The organism is Aquimarina penaris (genome assembly GCF_040786285.1).
Lineage (GTDB): Bacteria > Bacteroidota > Bacteroidia > Flavobacteriales > Flavobacteriaceae > Aquimarina.
Window position 1 is genome coordinate 1,148,638 of record NZ_JBFMKQ010000001.1, and the last position, 18,413, is coordinate 1,167,050.

Below are 18,413 nucleotides of genomic sequence, written 5' to 3' on the forward strand. Positions count from 1 at the left end.
ACTGATACTGAATACTGCAAACTATTAAAAGTATGTATTTAGAAATAGTAACTCCAGAAGCAGTATTATTTAGTGGTGAGGTAACTTCGGTTGCAGTGCCAGGAGTCGATGGAGAGTTTCAGATGTTAGATAATCACGCACCTATTATTTCTTTGCTGGCAAAAGGAAATGTAAAAGTGTATGGAGATATGAATTTAGATGAAGAAGTTGCAGATAAATTTGCCAAAGGAGAAAATGGAACAACATTACTTCCAATAAACTCTGGAACTATTGAAATGAAAGATAATAAAGTGATTGTTTTAGCAGACTAAACAATTATTCTTTTATAAAAACAAAAAACACCTTCAATTTTGAAGGTGTTTTTTGTTAGTAACGGTTCTGCCAATGCTCCATGGAACTAGGACGATAAAGATGGCGGAGATAGTCAAGGCCTGCTAAAAGGTGGAATGGCCTATTACCCTGCACATCTGGTTGATGAATACTTTAATGGGCTTGGTGATTTTAGCAAAACCTATATATACAACCCTTATTTAGAGATCGAGTAACTACAAAGTATAAGCTATACTAATATTTTAAAGGCCAATTTTTGGCCTTTTTTTATGGTATCAACTTACTTAAGTTAGGGTTTAAATTCCTTAATAAGGTAAGAAATATCCTATAAAATTTTGTTTTTCATAACAAAACCCCAAAAAGTTTGGTATTTTTGATAGATATCCCATTATCATGAAAAAGTATTTAAATACCGCATGTTTGTTTTTATTACTAATAGGGCTATTAGGTTGTAGTAGCGATGATGATAGTAATTTTGACCCTACTGATACAGGTTCTAACCCTATAGATCCCACTAATCCTGCTTCTAATCTTTGTGAGAATGGTATAGCAGGAGGAATTTATCCTTGTAGTGGATTTGATTTGGTTTCTAGAATTCCTTTAAGCACTATGAGTGCTGGAGAAGGAAATGATAGTTGGGGATGGACAGACCCGGTTGATGGAAAAGAATATGCCATTATGGGGCTGGATAATGGTACAGCATTTATTGATATTTCTACTCCAGACACCCCTATATATCTAGGAAAACTGCCTACAGCAACTGTAAATAGCCCTTGGAGGGATGTTAAAGTCTACTTAAATCACGCTTTTATTGTAAGTGAAGCCCCAGGGCATGGGATGCAGGTTTTTGACCTCACAAGACTTCGTGATGTTGCTAATCCACCATTAACATTTGATGCAGATTTCCGTTTCACTGATTTTGGAAGTGCACACAATATTGTGATTAATGAAGATTCTGGTTTTGCATATGCCGTAGGAACGGATAGATTGGGAATGTATCAAGGAGGGCCAGTGTTTATTAATATACAGGATCCTAAAAACCCTACCGCAGCAGGAGGATTTTTATCGGGAGGACAAAGAGCGTATAGTCATGATGCACAAGTTATAAACTACCAGGGACCCGACGTCGATTATACAGATAAAGAAATTCTTATCGGTAGTAATGAAATAGAAATAGTAATTGCTGATGTTACAGATAAAGATAATCCTACAACGATATCTACTATCAAATATTCTGATGTAGGATATACACATCAAGGATGGTTTACCGAAGACATGAAGTATTTTATACTAGGAGACGAAACCGATGAGCAAGGAATAGGTTTTAATACCCGAACCATTATTTTCGACCTTACAGATCTTGATAACCCTAAAGAGCATTTTACGTATACTGGTCCAACACCTGCCATAGATCATAATGGATATGTAAAAGGAAGTACATTTTATCTCGCTAATTACAGAGCCGGTGTGCGAGTAATAGATATTTCTGATATCGAAAACAAAAATATTACTGAAATAGGCTTTTTTGATACATACCCCACTAGCGACAGTGCAAGTTTTGATGGTGTATGGAATGTATATCCTTATTTTGAAAGTGGTAATATCGTGATTAGTGATATCCAAAAAGGACTCTTGTTAATTCATGCTAGTGCTCCGTAAATGCAACTAAATTTTCTATTCTTATTAGGTTGAATCGAAATACAGCTCAACCTCATTCATCACCTCATTCTATTTTTAACAAAGATCACCTTTTGTAAAGGGTGGTTCATATGCTAAAAAACGTTAAAATTGTTAAAAAACGTTAAAAAATTGACTACCCCACCAAATATTTATTAAATACCAAAAATAAAATCGATAAATTAGTTAATTATTTGAATTTTAAACTGTTAAAGTATGACATAAAACTAGTTTCTTAGCTAACTCTTAAAACACAAACTCAATGAAAAATCTAACTACTACTCTTATACTGCTATTTATAGCAGTGTTTTCCTATTCCCAGACCCCATGTCAAAATGGATTGGCTGGTTCTTTTCCCTGTAATGATTACGATTTAATGTCTCAAATTACGCTATCTCAGATGAGCGCAGGCGCTGGTAATGATAGCTGGGGATGGACAGATCCTACTAACGGAAATGAATACGCACTTATTGGTCTTAATAACGGAACCGCATTTATAGACATATCTAATCCAACTAATCCGGTTTATCTGGGTAAATTACCGACAGCTACGAGTAATAGCTCCTGGCGAGATGTAAAAGTATATAAAGATCATGCTTTTATTGTAAGTGAAGCTTCTGGTCATGGAATGCAGGTTTTTGATCTTACTCGACTACGTAATGTATCAAACCCACCTCAAACATTTACCGCCGATACTCGATATACAGAATTTGGGAATGCCCATAATATTGTAATTAACGAAGACACCGGCTATGCATATGTTGTTGGTGCACAAAGAAATTCTGGACCATACAGAGGAGGTCCTCTTTTTATTAATATTCAAGATCCTAAAAACCCAATTAATGCCGGTGGATTTCTATCTGGCGGACAAAGAGCATATACTCATGATGCCCAGGTAGTAACCTATACGGGTCCTGATGCTACGTATTCGGGTAGAGAAATACTAATTGGTAGTAACGAGATCGAAGTCGTAATAGCCGATATTACTGATAAAGCTAACCCGGTTACACTATCCACTATAAAATATTCTGATGTAGGATATACACACCAGGGATGGTTTACCGAAGATATGAGATATTTTATACTGGGCGACGAAACCGATGAACAAGGAGTAGGTTTTAATACCAGGACAGTAATCTTTGATTTTCTGGATTTAAATAACCCTAAAGAGCATATGACTTATACAGGTCCTACAGCTGCCATAGATCATAATGGATATGTAAAAGGAGATAAATTCTACCTGGCTAATTATAGAGCAGGTATTAGAGTGATAGACATTTCTGATATAGGTAATAAAAATATTACAGAGATAGGTTCTTTTGACACCTATCCATCTAGTAATGGAGCAGCATTTAATGGTGTTTGGAATGTTTATCCTTATTTTAATAGTGGAAATATAGTGATCAGTGATATCGAAGGCGGGTTTTTCTTAGTGAAACAAAGTACTCCCGTTGTATGTCAAGCTACTACACCAACATCGGTTTCAGCTTCTAATGTAGGGTCAACAGATGCTACTATAAGTTGGAACCCGGTTGCTGGAGCAACGTATGATGTTAGATATCGTGTTGCAGGCACTTCTTCATGGACTACTGCCCAGGTTTCAGGAACTTCATATACCATTTCTGGACTTTCACCAACGACTCAGTATGAGGCTCAGGTAAGAAGTAAATGCTCAGGAGGTAGTACTTCTCAATATAGTAGCTCTATCAATTTCACAACCATAGCCGTACAATTAAATTATTGTGATTCTAATGGAAACAATGTTTCTGATGAATACATTAGTAACGTATCATTAGGTTCCATAAATAATAGTACAGGAGCTTCTTCTGGAGGATATGTTTTTTATAGTAACATAACGACCAATCTGGCAAAAGCAAGTGCAAATACAATTACTATTACTCCAACATGGACTGGTACAATATATAGCGAAGGGTATAGCGTGTGGATTGATTACAATCAAGATGGAGATTTTGCAGATTCCGGAGAGCAAGTATGGTCGCAAAGTGCCACCAGAAATACTCCTGTAGCAGGAACATTTACCATCCCTTCAAATGCAGCGCTTGGATCAACCAGGATGAGGGTTTCAATGAAATATAACGGGATCCCAACATCATGCGAATCATTTCAATATGGAGAAGTTGAAGATTATATAGTTAATATAACCGATGATGGAGGCCCAGGAGGAAACGCATGTACAGGTGGTATATCTTCCTTTCCTTACAACCAAGGATTTGAAAATACCTTAGGCTCATGGACACAGTCATTGGCAGATGATATAGATTGGACAGTAGATTCTAATGGAACTCCTTCCAGAAATACGGGACCAGCAAGTGCAGATCAAGGCACCTATTATGTTTATGTAGAAGCCTCAGGAAACGGAACAGGATATCCCAATAAGCAAGCAATATTAATATCACCTTGTTTTGATCTTAGTAGTGCATCTTCTGCAACATTCTCATTTGCTTACCACATGTTTGGTGCTACCGATATGGGAAGTATAGCGGTTGAAGCATCATCAGATGATGGAGCTTCCTGGACAAGCATATGGAGTCAGACAGGTAATCAAGGAAATTCGTGGAACACGATTAATCTTAATATCTCTCAATATACGGGTGGTGCATTAAAATTAAGATTCAATAGAGTAACAGGATCTACCTGGCAAGCCGATATAGCAATTGATGATATTTCGATTACTAGTGATAGTACAGTAAATAGTACAGCGGCTGTGCAGAATAAGGTGAAATTAATTATTTACCCTAATCCGGTTACTGAAGCTATTAATATATCCCCTTCGATTAATAAATCTGCAAATTTTGAAATTAGAAACTTCTTAGGGCAATTGATAAAAGAAGGTACCGTTATTAATACTATAGATGTAAATAGTTTAAAATCGGGTGCATATTTCTTAAGAATTGTTACCGATAATAAAGTTTTATCAAGTCGTTTTGTCAAGAAATAAGGATAAAACAAATAAAGATTTAAAAAAATGAAATTTTCTAAGTACGCTTTACTTTGGTTATTTGTTTCTTCAATGCTAGTTACGGGATGTAGCAGTGATGATAATGAAGCACAAAATCCAGTTAGCGAGCCAGATCCAGATCCTGTTCAGGAAGTCGATGACCAGATTGACTGGGTTAAAACCTTCGGAGGAACTAATGAAGATAATGCTTTATCACTAGTTGAGGCTAGTGATGGGGCTTATGTTCTTGCTGGATATACACAAAGTATTGATGGAGAGATTACCGATAAAACTGCTACCGATAGTGATTATTGGGTGTTAAAAATCTCGAAAAGCGGAAGTGTTTTATGGAGTAAAACCTATGGAGGCTCTGCAGATGATAGAGCCGAAAAAATTATCAACACTACCGATGGAGGATACGCACTAGTAGGATATAGCCGAAGTTTAGACGAAGATGTGGCGGCAAATGCCGGCCTGCAAGACTATTGGATTGTAAAACTGGATTCCGAAGGAAATATACTTTGGGAAAAGAGTTTTGGATTCTCTGGTATTGATAGAGCATTTTCTGTTGTGCAAACACAAGATGGTGGATATTTTATAACCGGATTTCTTGATGTAACAGCAAGTGGCGGTGATGGTAATGATAATCGAAGTAGTTCACAAAGACATGGAGTAGGAGAATTCTGGGGGATTAAACTTGATGCCATGGGAGAAAAAGAATGGCGACGCTATTATGGTGGAACCAATAATGATCGAAGCTATGATGCTGTTCAAACTCAAGATGGAGGCTTTTTAATGATAGGCTCTTCAGAGAGTGTCGATTTTGATATTACCGATAGTAAAGGAAGTTATGACTTTTGGGCAGTAAAAATTAATGCCGAAGGCACTAAGCTATGGCAAAAATCATTTGGCGGATCCGAGATTGATGTAGGTTATGCCATTGCTGATAGTGGAGACGGAAAATTTCTTATCGTAGGAGATTCAAGAAGCCAAGATGGTGATATTTCTAAAGCTAAAGGAAATGCAGATCTTTGGGTAATCCAAATAGATGGAAATGGTAATCTAATTTGGGAAAAATCTATAGGAGGCACCGAATTTGACACAGGTAGAAGTATCTCTAAAATGCAAAATGGAAATTATATCATTACCGGTAATTCAAGAAGTAGTAATGTTGATATAACACAAAACAGAGGGCAAAGTGATGCTTTGAGCGTGATCATCAACAGTAATGGAGAAATACAATGGAAAACGGTTAGTGGAGGTAGCCTCGCAGAATTTGGAGAAGGTTGTATAGAAACTAGTGACCAAAAAATAGTGATTGTAGGTAACTCTGAAAGTAGTGACTTTGATATCCCAAACAATAAAGGATCCAAAGACGCATTAATTATTAAATACAAATAATAAACACACAATGAAAAAAATAATATATATCTTTTTAGCAATCGTAATAAGTGTAATATCATGTAAAGATGATGATGATAATGCTATTACACCACCAGAAACATTTGGTACTGTTGCACTTGATTTTAAAAACACAATTAATAATACCGGTATCGAATTAGGTACAGATTCATATACCAATCAAAGTAATGAAGAGTATACCATTTCTGAATTAAAATATATCATAAGTAATATTGTTTTAATTAAAGCCAATGGCGAAGAGTTTATATATCCAGTAGATCGAAGCTACTTTGTAATTAATCAAGAAGTAGTAGCAAGTCAAAAAATTAGTCTTTCGGACATAAACGCTGGAGAATATACTAAAATTAGATTTGGTTTTGGAGTAGAGGCATCTAAATACCCATTTGAGTCGGGTATGGCTGATTTTATTCCTACTGCAGAAGATAATGGGATGTTATGGTCTTGGTCGGCTGGATATAAATTCCTTAAATTTGAAGGAACATTTACATTTGGTCCAAAAATCGATGAACCTTTTATAATTCATGTGGGGAGTCATGGAGCTACATTAGATAATTATCAAGAAATAACAGTAGAGTTGCCTGAAGCATTAACCATAGCAGAATCATCATCACCAGAGGTGGCAATAAATGTTGATGTAGCAAAGATTTTTGATAGCACAAACACACACTCTTTAGATAAAGCAAGTAATGTACAGGTAGATCCTATAAATGCTCCAATAATTGCTAAAAACATAAGCACCATGTTTAGCGTAACTGGTGTTACTAATTAAAATAACGTTGAAATTAATCGCATACTACATAATAGTTATCCTTTTTGGAGCTTCATGCAGCTCCGAAAAGGATGATTATGTTTCTATTACACCTCCAGAAGAAGAGATTGAAAATGCTAAGTTAGAATTTACGGTTCCGGCAAATTTTCCCGAACCTAGTTATAACGTTTCACTCAATCCCCCTACCGAAAAAGGATTCGAATTAGGGAAAAAACTGTTTTATGAAGGTAAACTAGCATCCGATGGTGTAATATCCTGTGGGTTTTGTCATATACAAGATTTTGCGTTTACTCATCATACTCATATTGTTAGTCATGGTGTAGACGGTGCTTTAGGTACACGTAATGCGCAGCCATTACATAACATGGCATTTATGAAAGAATTTACATGGGATGGTGCCGTAATGCATTTAGATTTGCAACCTATTGTACCTATTACTGCAGAGGTAGAAATGAATGAAACCTTTAACAGTATTCTTAAAAAATTAGAAGATGAACCAGAATACGTAAAACTATTTGCCGAAGCATTCGAAGATCAAAAAATTAATTCTGAGAATATGCTCAAAGCCCTTTCTCAATTTATGATCATGATGGTTTCTGCTAATTCTAAATATGATAAGATAGAAAGAAATGAAGGTTCTGTTTTTACCGATGATGAAAAAGCAGGTTTCGATCTTTTTAATGCAAAATGTGCTTCTTGTCACTCTGGAACACTTTTTACAGATCAGTCATATCGTAACAATGGACTTGCTGTAGACCCGCAGTATAACGATATTGGAAGAAAACGCGTAACAGGATTTGAAGCAGATATGCAAAAATTCAAGGTACCAAGCCTAAGAAATATTGAACTTACGTTTCCGTACATGCATGACGGTAGATTTACAACATTAGACGATGTTTTAAATCACTACAGCGACGGTATGGTAGATTCAGAAACCTTAGATCCAATGTTTAAGGATGAAAGTGGTAGTGTTGTTGGGATACCAATGACAGATATAGAAAAACAACAAATCATAGCGTTTCTAAAAACGTTAACAGATGATGATTTTCTTAATGATCAGCGTTTTGCAGAATTTTGATTACGTATATTATTTCCAATCCCATTGCACTATGTGCCAGGTAATACCTTTAGCATCATATACAAGCAAATCTGTAAATCCTACAGTATAGTGTGCTTGTAATGAACGATTATTGTTTGCAGCGACTTCTGTAATGAGTAGGTTGTACTTCGACTTTAATTCATCTCTCATTTTATGATATAGCCCCTTAAATATTCCTTGTTTTCGATAGGCTTTGTCAATGCATATTTGGCCCATAACAACATACGATATTTTATCACCTATTTGCCTGTCTATTTTGTCAAACATGGGCTTTAAAACCTCGATGTCATTTTTAAAATCTTTAACCATTGATAAGGCGTACCCAACAACATTGTCGTCATCTTTTGCTATGATATGAGGCTGTAGGTCATTCATTCTTTTTAAAATATCCAGGTCATGTTGTACGGTTACAAAGCCTTCTTTTTGTTTTTCGGTGATAGAAATTGAAGAAGGTAAGTTATGATGTTGAAGCTGGATAATTTGCTCTAATTCATCAATAGTAGATGTGCAGGTGTAGTCAATCTTTTTCATTCTGATATGGATACTTAAAGATGCCTCAATAAAGTTAATGCATTGTCTATCTTTGTAAAGATAAATAAAGCAAAAGGATTGAAAACATTTCCTAACAAACTGACAAAAAAAGTAGATCAACGTAAAGAAAGTAGTGCTTTGCGAAAACTTTCAGAGCAAAACAACCTGGTCGATTTTTCATCTAATGATTACCTGGGCTTTGCGTCATCAAGCATAATTTTCGATAGGTCACATCAATTATTGATTGAAAAAAAAATATATCAAAATGGAGCAACAGGTTCTCGTCTATTGTCTGGCAATCATAAATTATATACAAAAACAGAGAAAATACTCGCTGATTTTCATAATACCGAAGCGTCATTGATCTTTAATTCTGGATATGATGCTAATGTTGGCTTTTTTTCTTCGGTGCCTCAAAGAGGGGATTTGATTTTTTATGATGAATTGATCCATGCCTCGATTCGGGACGGAATCCAAATGAGTAATGCAAAAGCGTATAAATTTGCACATAATGATTTAGAAAATCTTCGCTGGCACATTGAGCGTAGTCGAAATATAAACAACAATGACAAAGAAATATATGTTGTAACCGAATCAGTTTTCTCTATGGATGGAGATTCGCCTGATCTTAAAGGTTTTGTTGATTTTTGCGAATCCAATGGGTATTACCTAGTTGTAGACGAAGCCCATGCTACCGGAATCTTGGGAGAGAAAGGTGTGGGGCTGCTTCAGCAACTTGGGTTAGAAAATCAAGTATTTGCAAGGATCAATACCTTTGGTAAGGCGTTAGGGTGTCACGGAGCAGTGATTTTAGGATCAGAAAAATTAAAAGGCTTTTTGGTAAATTTTGCCAGAAGTTTTATCTACACTACCGGATTGCCACCACATTCATTGGCCACAATCCAATCGGCTTACCAAGAATTACAAAGTACAACTGAAATTGAAAAACTACACCAAAATATACAGTTTTTCAATAAAAAAATAGAAACTACAAATCTAAAATCTAGATTTATTGAAAGTAATTCTGCAATACATTGTTGTATTGTTTCTGGTAATGAAAATGTAAAAAATATTGCTACCAAAATTAAAGAACTAGGATTCGATGTAAAACCTATTTTATCACCTACAGTGCCAAAAGGTAAAGAACGATTGCGTTTTTGCCTTCATAGTTTTAATTCTAAAGAGGAAATTAGCGAAGTTTTAGAGTTGTTGGCTACCTTTGTTTCAAAATAAAAAAACGAAGCATTGCTAAGAGGCTTATGAAAAAAATATTCATTACAGGAATAGGAACCGAAGTTGGAAAAACAATTGCTTCAGCAATCGTGGTCGAAGCATTGCAAGCAGATTATTTTAAACCTATACAAGCAGGAGATTTAGAATTTTCTGACACCGACAAAGTTAAGCGACTAGTATCTAATCCAAAATCACATTTTCATAACAATAGTTATGCATTACATACTCCGATGAGTCCGCACGCCGCTGCAGAAATTGATGAAATAACTATTAACATCGATAAAATTATTCTTCCGGAAACGGATAATAATTTAGTAATTGAAGGCGCAGGAGGCTTGTTGGTGCCTCTAAATAATACCGAAACTATAGTAGATATTATAAAGTCAGAGTATAAGGTTATTGTAGTATCTAGACATTATTTAGGAAGTATTAACCATACTTTGATGACCTTAGAGATTTTGAAAAATAAAGGATACAATCCTGCGATCATTTTTAATGGAGAAGAGCACAAAACTACCGAAGACATTATCAAAAAAATGACAGGAATTCAAGTGATAGGTAGAATTAATAATGAACCTTATTTTGATAAAGTCGTAGTTAAAGAGTATGCAGAATTGTTTAAAGATACGTTAGAATCGTTTTAATTTGTAATTCCGGTGTGCCACATTGAGCTCGTAGAAATGTAGGCCGGAATCCATATGATACACAGGGTTAAACTTAATAAGATTTTTGCCCTCGCGAATGAATATAATTATGACTTTAAAAGAAAGAGATAAAAAACACCTTTGGCATCCATTAACGCAGCATAAAATTCATCCAGAGGCATTACCAATTATTAAAGCAAAGGGAGTCTATTTATATGGAGAAGATGGTACAGCGTATATCGATGGTATTTCTTCGTGGTATACGGCTATGTATGGACATTGTAATGATCATATTCTTACTAAGGCACAACAACAGATGCAGCAATTGGATCAAATTGTGTTTTCAGGGTTTACACATGAACCGGCCATTCGGTTATCCGAAGAGTTAATTAAAATGCTCCCTAGTAATCAGGAAAAAATATTTTTTTCTGATAATGGATCTACAGCAAATGAGGTAGGAATCAAAATGGCATTGCAGTACCATTTTAATAAAGGGGAGAAAAGAAATACGATTATAGCATTTGAGGATGGTTTTCATGGTGATACTTTTGGTGCCATGTCTGCCTCTGGTCTTTCGGTCTATAATGGCCCTTTTGAAGATTTTTTTATTGATGTAAAACGAATTCCGACTCCTAATTCAGAAAATATTGAAAGTGTTCTACAGGGGTTACATTCAATTATAGAAACCGATAATGTAGCTGCGTTTATTTATGAACCCTTAGTGCAAGGAGCTAATGCAATGCACATGTTTGAAGCAAAATACCTGGATCAAATCCTAAATATTTGCAAAAAGAATACTGTTATTACTATCGCCGATGAGGTGATGACTGGTTTTGGTAAAACGGGTAAAAACTTTGCATCTGATTATATAGAAACAAAACCCGATATTATTTCTATGTCCAAGGCGCTTACAGCAGGATTTGTACCCATGGCAGTCACCAGTTGTACACAAGAGGTTTATGATGCATTTCTGGATGATTCTGTAGGCAAAGCCTTTTTTCATGCACACACCTACTCTGCTAACCCAATTGCATGTGCTGTAGCCATTGCAGGGATAGAATTATTACATTCTGAAGAAATCCAAAACAACATTCAGAGGATAATTAAATCGCATGAGCAGTTTAATAATAAAATCAAAGATCATCCTAAGGTAAAATCGACTCGGCAAAAAGGGATTATATATGCTTTAGATCTTAACATCGATATGGATCGATATGGTAAAAAAAGGTATGAGATTTTTAATCATTTTATAGAGCATGGGATCTTTTTAAGACCATTAGGGAGTACGATTTATATTTTAGCTCCTTATGTAATTACAGAAGGGCAATTGAACACTATTTATGATGTGATTGTAGATTTGCTAGAAACAATATAAGTTATTGATCGTTCTGTTCATACCCCAACAAATCAATCTGTTCATCGGTTTCAGAAATAATAACATACATTTCTGTATATGACCACTGATCATTTTGTTTGGTTCCCACTACATACAATTGTGCTTCTCCATTTGGTCCTTTTATAGGGATAGAAATATCTGCAGAACCCACATTGTTTTTATAAGACAGATTACCATTCATGATACCATTTGTTTCTATAGGTTCGCCTAATATATCTACTATATATTCATCTTCATTTACCTTTACTAGAGCATCTTGATGAGGAACAGACTGTGTTATTAATTCGTTAACTCCAAATATAACAGAGCCGAGAAATACAAAAAATAAGACAATGATGGTAAGGCAACCTCCAAGAGGGACTGCCCAACCCCAATTTCGGCTAAACCAACTTTTATGTTGTGTATGATTATTCATAGTTGTTGAAATAGTTTGCTTTAAAGATAGGTATCCAAAATTTGTTTTTTGTTACGAAGAATATATTTTTAAAGTATTGCAAAAAACATAATATTTATTCAACAAACTAGTACATTTGCCAAAACTTAAAAATTGCAGCAAACTATATCAATAACAGGGATTTCTTCTATTTCCTCATTAGGAATTTCATCTGAAGAGATATGGAAAAGGTACAAAGATCAACATCATTGTATTTCTTTTAAAGATTTTGGTGGGGAGCAAACACCAATAGCTACGCTTAGCCCAGAGGTAAAGCAAATCATTGCCAAATTGAGAGCAGAGACTCATCAATATGAATCTTTGGATGATTCTGTGCTTTTTGGAATGTATGCCGCAAGGAAAGCTATTGATATAGCCAAATGGGGTAATGACAATGATTTTGGGATTAATATTGGTTCCTCACGAGGAGCCACGGGACTTTTTGAAAAATACCATGAAGAATTTCTTGAACATGGTAAATCATCAACACTAAGTTCGCCTACCACTACTCTAGGAAATATTTCATCATGGATTGCCCATGATTTACAAACTAATGGTCCTGTGATTAGCCATTCGATTACTTGTTCGACAGCATTGCATGCCGTGCTTAACGGTGTTGCTTGGTTGCAATCTGGTTTAGCTGATAAATTTTTGGTAGGCGGAAGTGAGGCTCCATTAACACCATTTACGATAGCACAAATGAAGGCATTAAAGATTTATGCTTCAGATAGCGAATCAAAATACCCTTGCCAGGCAATGAATTTAGAGAAAAATAGAAATTCTATGTTTCTCGGAGAAGGAGCCGCAATTGCCTGTTTAGAAAAAGGGTATCAAGAAAATGCATTAGCTATAATAAAAGGAATAGGGTATGCAACAGAACCTTTGAAACATAATATTTCTATATCTACAGATGCTGATTGTTTTCAAAAATCTATGAAAATGGCATTAGGAGAAATTTCAATAGATGAAATAGATGCGATTGTAATGCATGCTCCAGGAACAGTAAAAGGCGATTTGGCAGAATACAATGCTATAAAAGCAGTTTTTGGGAACGCTATCCCTGCTTTAACTACTAATAAATGGAAAATAGGTCATACCTTTGGCGCTAGCGGAATTTTGAGTCTCGAACTGGCGATTTTAATGTTACAACATCAAGAATTCGTACCGGTTCCATTTGTAGAATATAAAACGATTCCTCAAAAATTAAATAAGATTATTATAAATGCTGTGGGTTTTGGTGGAAATGCGGTTAGTATTTTGCTAGAATCAAACACGTAAATTAACATAATTAAGTATAAATTGTAACTAAAAATAGGTGAATTTGATCTTTGTAATTTGTGTTTTTTAAATGGAAACAATTACTTTTGATGATTCACATACCTTATTTTATGAGCGTTATTAGACACGATTGGACAAAGCAAGAGATTTTAGATATCTATAATAAACCCTTAATGGATTTGCTTTATGAAGCAGCTACCATTCATCGCGAGTATCATGATCCTAATACAGTGCAAGTATCTACCCTGTTATCAATAAAAACAGGAGGATGTCCAGAGGATTGCGGATATTGCCCTCAGGCAGCCCGTTATCATACAGATATTGAAGGAAATGATCTAATGAGTGTGCAACAAGTAAAAGCTCAGGCATTGCGTGCTAAAGCCTCAGGAAGTTCTAGAGTATGTATGGGAGCAGCATGGCGTAATGTTAAAGACGGACAAGAATTTGACAATGTTTTAGAGATGGTTCGTACCATCAATAAATTAGATATGGAGGTATGTTGTACACTTGGGATGATTACCGAAAACCAAGCACAACGTCTTGCCGAAGCTGGATTATATGCCTATAACCATAATTTAGACACTTCAGAAGAATATTATAAAGAAGTAATCTCTACCCGAGGATATGAAGATCGTTTACAAACTATTGATAATGTTCGTAAAACTAATGTAACTGTTTGTAGTGGTGGTATTATTGGTATGGGAGAAAACGTTGAAGATCGTGCCGGAATGTTGGTAGCGCTATCAAAATTAAACCCACAACCAGAATCTGTGCCTATAAATGCATTAGTTGCAGTAGAAGGTACACCTATGGAAGAGGAAAAACCTGTGGCTATATGGGATATGATCAGAATGGTGGCTACGACCAGAATCATCATGCCAAAAACTCAAGTACGTTTATCGGCTGGAAGAACAGAAATGAGTAGAGAAGGACAAGCAATGTGTTTCTTTGCTGGTGCAAATTCTATTTTTGCCGGAGATAAATTACTTACTACTCCTAATCCAGATGTGAGTGAAGATATGGAGATGTTTAAGATGTTGGGTCTTCAGCCACAAAAACCATTCGTTAAAAAGGCACAACCAGATACTATTGAAGCCAAAGATTCGAAATTTGAACCTCTGGGAGAAAAACCAAAATGGTCAAGACCCGACCATACTATCGAGAGAAATGAAAGTGCTAAGCAAAAGGCTAAAGGAGTTGTTGCAGATAAATAAAAGCATAACGACTGGCTTTTTTGATACGATAAGGTTTTAAAATTATTTTCATGGTCTATGAAATTAAATTTAGAGCAAATACCAAGAGTAGAAACTATTACCAAAGAAGAATTTCTAAGGAAATATGTTGCATTGCAAAAACCGGCGGTAATTGAACGCTTGATAGAAGATTGGCCGGCTTATCATAAATGGAGTTTGTGTTATATTAATAAGCTTGCCGGAGATAAAACGGTACCTCTATACGATGATAGGCGCTTTTCATCATCACGTAAGTTTAACGAGGCTCATACCAGTATGAGAATGGGGGAATATATAGACTTACTTAATAATGAACCTACCAATTACCGAATTTTCCTATATAATTTGCTTAAAGAAGTACCAGAGCTTCAGGTTGATTTCGGATATCCGGATTTAGGATTAAAATTCATGAAGAAATTTCCATTTTTGTTTTTTGGAGGGATTGGTGCTAAAGTATATATGCATTATGATATAGATTTGGCAAATATTCTTCATTTTCACTTTCAGGGAGAAAAACAATGTATTTTATTTCCTCCTTCTGAAACTAAATACCTATACAAAGTACCACATACATTGATTTCCCATGAAGAAATAGACTATACAAATCCTGATTTTGAGAAATGGCCAGCTTTAAAAAAAGCTAAAGGGTATATTGCAAATTTAAAGCATGGAGAAACATTATATATGCCAGAAGGATATTGGCACCAGATGACATATTTAACACCCGGATTCTCTATGAGTATACGTTCTGTGGCTAAAAAGATGAGTAATTTTACTGAAGCGACTTATAATGTCTTTATAATGCGATATTTGGATAATGCTATGCGAAAAGTAGGAGGGCAAAAATGGATGGAGTACAGAAATGCAAAAGCAATTTCTAAAACCAATAAAATAAATGGTTTTTAATTAAAAAGAAATAAGTTCATTCACTTTTTCATACACTAAATTAGTTTCCCAGCCTCTATATAAAAGATAGTCCGCTAGTTTCTTTCGCTTTTTGTTTTTATTTGTTTCTTTAATTGTATTATACTTTTTCTCAGCAAGTTGGTGAAAGGTATCCAGGTAGTCTTTTTCTGAAATTTCTTTTAATGCTGTCTTTAAATTGTACTCCGAGATCCCTCTATATTTTAACTCTCTTATGATTCGCTGTTTCCCCCATTTTTTTATATTAAATTTTCCTCGGGCAAAGCTTTTTGCGAATCGTTCTTCATTAAGAAAATTATAGTCTAAAAGGTGTAAGATAATTTTCTCTTTGGCTTCTGGGATCAACTTCATTGTATTCAACTTGTCTTCTATATCCTTGTGACATCTTTCTTGATAGGCACAGTAGCGCTCCATTTTCTTGATCGCTTCTGTAAGAGTTATAGATTGCTTGGGTGATGTATACATGTTGTAAACAAAGATAGAAACCTTTTTGTTGTGTGTGACTACTTTGGCATATCAATTTTAGCAAAGCGTATTAAAAACTCCCCTACGCAAGAGGTAGGGGAATTCGTAAACTCAACTAACCAAATTAATGGATATCATTACTGCATCAGGATCCAATTTTGATTTCGCCTACCCCTAGGTTTTCTATAATAAATTGGTTCTTTTGCTACCGTAATGGTTAACTACACATATAAATGAATTGGTCATTTACAATACAAGGATAAGTTATACCAGTTTCATTTTTTGAGACTGGGGGATTTTTTTGATAATTTTTGACCGGATAGAATATAGAGGAGATGTATAAAAACAAAAAACCCGGTTCTATTAAGAACCGGGTTTTTATCTTTTACTTTATCAATTCACCATTTTTATCGTGAAAATGATATTCTAAATACGTGTAAGCGTCTCTAGGTACAATCTTAACCCATCTTTTGTGGTCAAAAAACCACTTGGATCGGGTGGATGGAAATCCTTTTGTTAAAAAAGCTGCAATAAAAGGATGCGCACTAAGCGTTATCTTTTTATGGTCTTTTTTAATTAATTTTTCTAATTCGACCTTTATTTTTTCTACCAAAACTATAGGCGCCTCAACTTCGCCATTTATTCCGTTAGGATCTTCCTCACGGGTTTTGATATTCATTTCAGGTCGTACGCGTTGTCGCGTGATTTGAATCAAGCCAAATTTACTTGGCGGTAAAATTTTATGTTTCGCCCTATCGTCTTTCATCTCTTCTCGTAAATGATTGAAGAGCGTTCTACGGTTATCGGCATTATTCATGTCTATAAAGTCGACTACGATAATACCACCCATATCTCTAAGACGTAGTTGGCGTGCTACTTCAGATGCACTGATTAAATTAACTTCGAGTGCAGTATCTTCCTGGTTTTTGGCTTTGTTAGACCGGTTACCGCTATTTACATCAATTACGTGCATAGCTTCTGTATGCTCAATAACTAAATAAGCGCCCTTACTCATTGATACCGTCTTGCCAAAACTCGTTTTGATTTGCCGTTCAATACCATGTTTTTCAAAAATTGGTACTTTAGGATCATGAAGTTTTACAATTGATTCTTTTTTGGGTGCAATTTCTTGCAGATACTCTTTAATTCTGTTGCGTAAATCTTCGTCATCAACGACGATAGAAGTAAAGGAGTCATTAAAAACATCTCTTAATATAGAGGATGCTCTATTCATTTCGCCTAATACTTTTGACGGATGATGTGCTTTGTACAATTTTTTGCACATGCTTTGCCATCTTCCGATTAGATTTTGCAAATCTTTGTCTAGTTCTGCTACTTTTTTGCCTTCTGCTACTGTACGTACAATAATTCCGAAACCTTTAGGTTTTATACTTTTTACAAGTCTTTTTAAACGTTCCTTTTCTTCAGAAGATTCTATTTTTTGAGAAATAGAAATTCGGTTAGAAAAAGGGACTAAAACAATATATCTTCCTGCAATCGAAAGCTCAGAGCTAATTCGAGGGCCTTTGGTAGATATGGGTTCCTTCACTATCTGTACAAGTAGTGATTGATTTGATTTTAACACATTGGTAATAGTACCGTGTTTATCAATATCGTTCTCTATAGGAAAATCCTTAAGAGAATAATTTTTTAATTTACCTGTGCTTACACGTTTAATGAATTTAAGTAAAGAAGATACTTGAGGGCCGAGGTCATGATAATGCAAAAATGCATCTTTTTCATATCCTACATTAACAAATGCAGCGTTTAAACCTGGGACAGATTTTCTGATTTTAGCGATAAAAATATCACCTACCGAAAAATTACTATCATCTTCTTCCTTATGTAATTCAATTAGTTTTCCATCTTTTAATAAGGCAAAATCTGTAGAGGAACCAGATCTAATGATCAATTCTTTGTTCACTCTGATAAGATTTTTATCCACCTCGATAACTTATCGAGACAGATGGATTATACAATTTTTTCACAGGAATTTATGTAATTCCATTGAAATAAAGCCT

The 18,413-nt window shown here is 35.1% G+C and carries 16 protein-coding genes; 12 read left to right on the forward strand and 4 right to left on the reverse strand.

The annotated features are described in order from the left end of the window. Positions 1-32: 32 nt before the first annotated feature. From ABW637_RS04580 to ABW637_RS04605, 6 genes are all read left to right on the forward strand, one after another. Positions 33-311: a F0F1 ATP synthase subunit delta/epsilon gene (locus ABW637_RS04580; protein ID WP_367583455.1), complete on the forward strand. Its 279-nt coding sequence runs from the start codon at positions 33-35 to the stop codon at positions 309-311. A 412-nt stretch (positions 312-723) separates the two neighbouring features. Next, entirely contained in the window at positions 724-1,989 is a 1,266-nt protein-coding gene (locus tag ABW637_RS04585; protein ID WP_367583456.1) for a choice-of-anchor B family protein, read from the forward strand. Between the two features lie 280 nt (positions 1,990-2,269). Beyond that, positions 2,270-4,966 (forward strand): choice-of-anchor B family protein, encoded by a 2,697-nt coding sequence (locus ABW637_RS04590; protein WP_367583457.1) that lies wholly within the window; start codon positions 2,270-2,272, stop codon positions 4,964-4,966. Positions 4,967-4,993: 27 nt separating this feature from the next. After that, positions 4,994-6,367: a hypothetical protein gene (locus ABW637_RS04595; protein WP_367583458.1), complete on the forward strand. Its 1,374-nt coding sequence runs from the start codon at positions 4,994-4,996 to the stop codon at positions 6,365-6,367. Between the two features lie 10 nt (positions 6,368-6,377). Further along, positions 6,378-7,157 (forward strand): MbnP family protein, encoded by a 780-nt coding sequence (locus ABW637_RS04600; RefSeq protein ID WP_367583459.1) that lies wholly within the window; start codon positions 6,378-6,380, stop codon positions 7,155-7,157. Between the two features lie 7 nt (positions 7,158-7,164). Further along, entirely contained in the window at positions 7,165-8,235 is a 1,071-nt protein-coding gene (locus ABW637_RS04605) for a cytochrome-c peroxidase (protein ID WP_367583460.1), read from the forward strand. Between the two features lie 9 nt (positions 8,236-8,244). Here ABW637_RS04605 and ABW637_RS04610 read toward each other — a convergent pair whose 3' ends face one another. Then, entirely contained in the window at positions 8,245-8,787 is a 543-nt protein-coding gene (locus tag ABW637_RS04610; RefSeq protein WP_367583461.1) for a GNAT family N-acetyltransferase, read from the reverse strand. A 78-nt stretch (positions 8,788-8,865) separates the two neighbouring features. Here ABW637_RS04610 and ABW637_RS04615 point away from each other — a divergent pair, with 78 nt between their 5' ends. The 3 genes from ABW637_RS04615 to bioA all read left to right on the forward strand — a co-directional run bounded on the left by ABW637_RS04615 (position 8,866) and on the right by bioA (position 12,039). Beyond that, a complete protein-coding gene (locus ABW637_RS04615) occupies positions 8,866-10,020 on the forward strand; it encodes an aminotransferase class I/II-fold pyridoxal phosphate-dependent enzyme (RefSeq protein WP_367583462.1) in 1,155 nt (384 codons plus the stop codon). 26 nt (positions 10,021-10,046) lie between these two features. Further along, on the forward strand, positions 10,047-10,664 hold the full coding sequence (gene bioD / locus ABW637_RS04620) for a dethiobiotin synthase (RefSeq protein ID WP_367583463.1): 618 nt from the start codon (positions 10,047-10,049) through the stop codon (positions 10,662-10,664). Between the two features lie 109 nt (positions 10,665-10,773). Then, positions 10,774-12,039: an adenosylmethionine--8-amino-7-oxononanoate transaminase gene (gene bioA / locus ABW637_RS04625; protein WP_367583464.1), complete on the forward strand. Its 1,266-nt coding sequence runs from the start codon at positions 10,774-10,776 to the stop codon at positions 12,037-12,039. 1 nt (position 12,040) lies between these two features. On the opposite strand, the gene ABW637_RS04630 is transcribed toward bioA, so the two are convergent. Further along, positions 12,041-12,475: a cytochrome c oxidase assembly factor Coa1 family protein gene (locus ABW637_RS04630; protein WP_367583465.1), complete on the reverse strand. Its 435-nt coding sequence runs from the start codon at positions 12,473-12,475 to the stop codon at positions 12,041-12,043. 132 nt (positions 12,476-12,607) lie between these two features. Here ABW637_RS04630 and ABW637_RS04635 point away from each other — a divergent pair, with 132 nt between their 5' ends. The 3 genes from ABW637_RS04635 to ABW637_RS04645 all read left to right on the forward strand — a co-directional run bounded on the left by ABW637_RS04635 (position 12,608) and on the right by ABW637_RS04645 (position 15,909). After that, the gene (locus ABW637_RS04635) at positions 12,608-13,771 is read left to right on the forward strand and encodes a beta-ketoacyl synthase N-terminal-like domain-containing protein (RefSeq protein WP_367583466.1); all 1,164 of its coding nucleotides are present in this window, start codon (positions 12,608-12,610) and stop codon (positions 13,769-13,771) included. A gap of 110 nt (positions 13,772-13,881) precedes the next feature. Beyond that, positions 13,882-14,985, forward strand: a complete 1,104-nt coding sequence (bioB, locus tag ABW637_RS04640; protein ID WP_367583467.1) for a biotin synthase BioB — start codon at positions 13,882-13,884, stop codon at positions 14,983-14,985. A 57-nt stretch (positions 14,986-15,042) separates the two neighbouring features. Then, entirely contained in the window at positions 15,043-15,909 is an 867-nt protein-coding gene (locus ABW637_RS04645; RefSeq protein ID WP_367583468.1) for a cupin-like domain-containing protein, read from the forward strand. Here the strand turns inward: ABW637_RS04645 and ABW637_RS04650 are convergent, their stop codons facing one another. Both ABW637_RS04650 and ABW637_RS04655 read right to left on the reverse strand, forming a co-directional pair. Then, positions 15,910-16,392 carry a regulatory protein RecX gene (locus ABW637_RS04650; protein WP_367583469.1) on the reverse strand — a complete coding sequence of 161 codons (483 nt, stop codon included), beginning with the start codon at positions 16,390-16,392 and terminating at the stop codon, positions 15,910-15,912. 385 nt (positions 16,393-16,777) lie between these two features. Next, complete coding sequence (locus ABW637_RS04655; protein WP_367583470.1) at positions 16,778-18,316, reverse strand: Rne/Rng family ribonuclease; 1,539 nt, start codon at positions 18,314-18,316, stop codon at positions 16,778-16,780. Between the last annotated feature and the right edge of the window lie 97 nt (positions 18,317-18,413).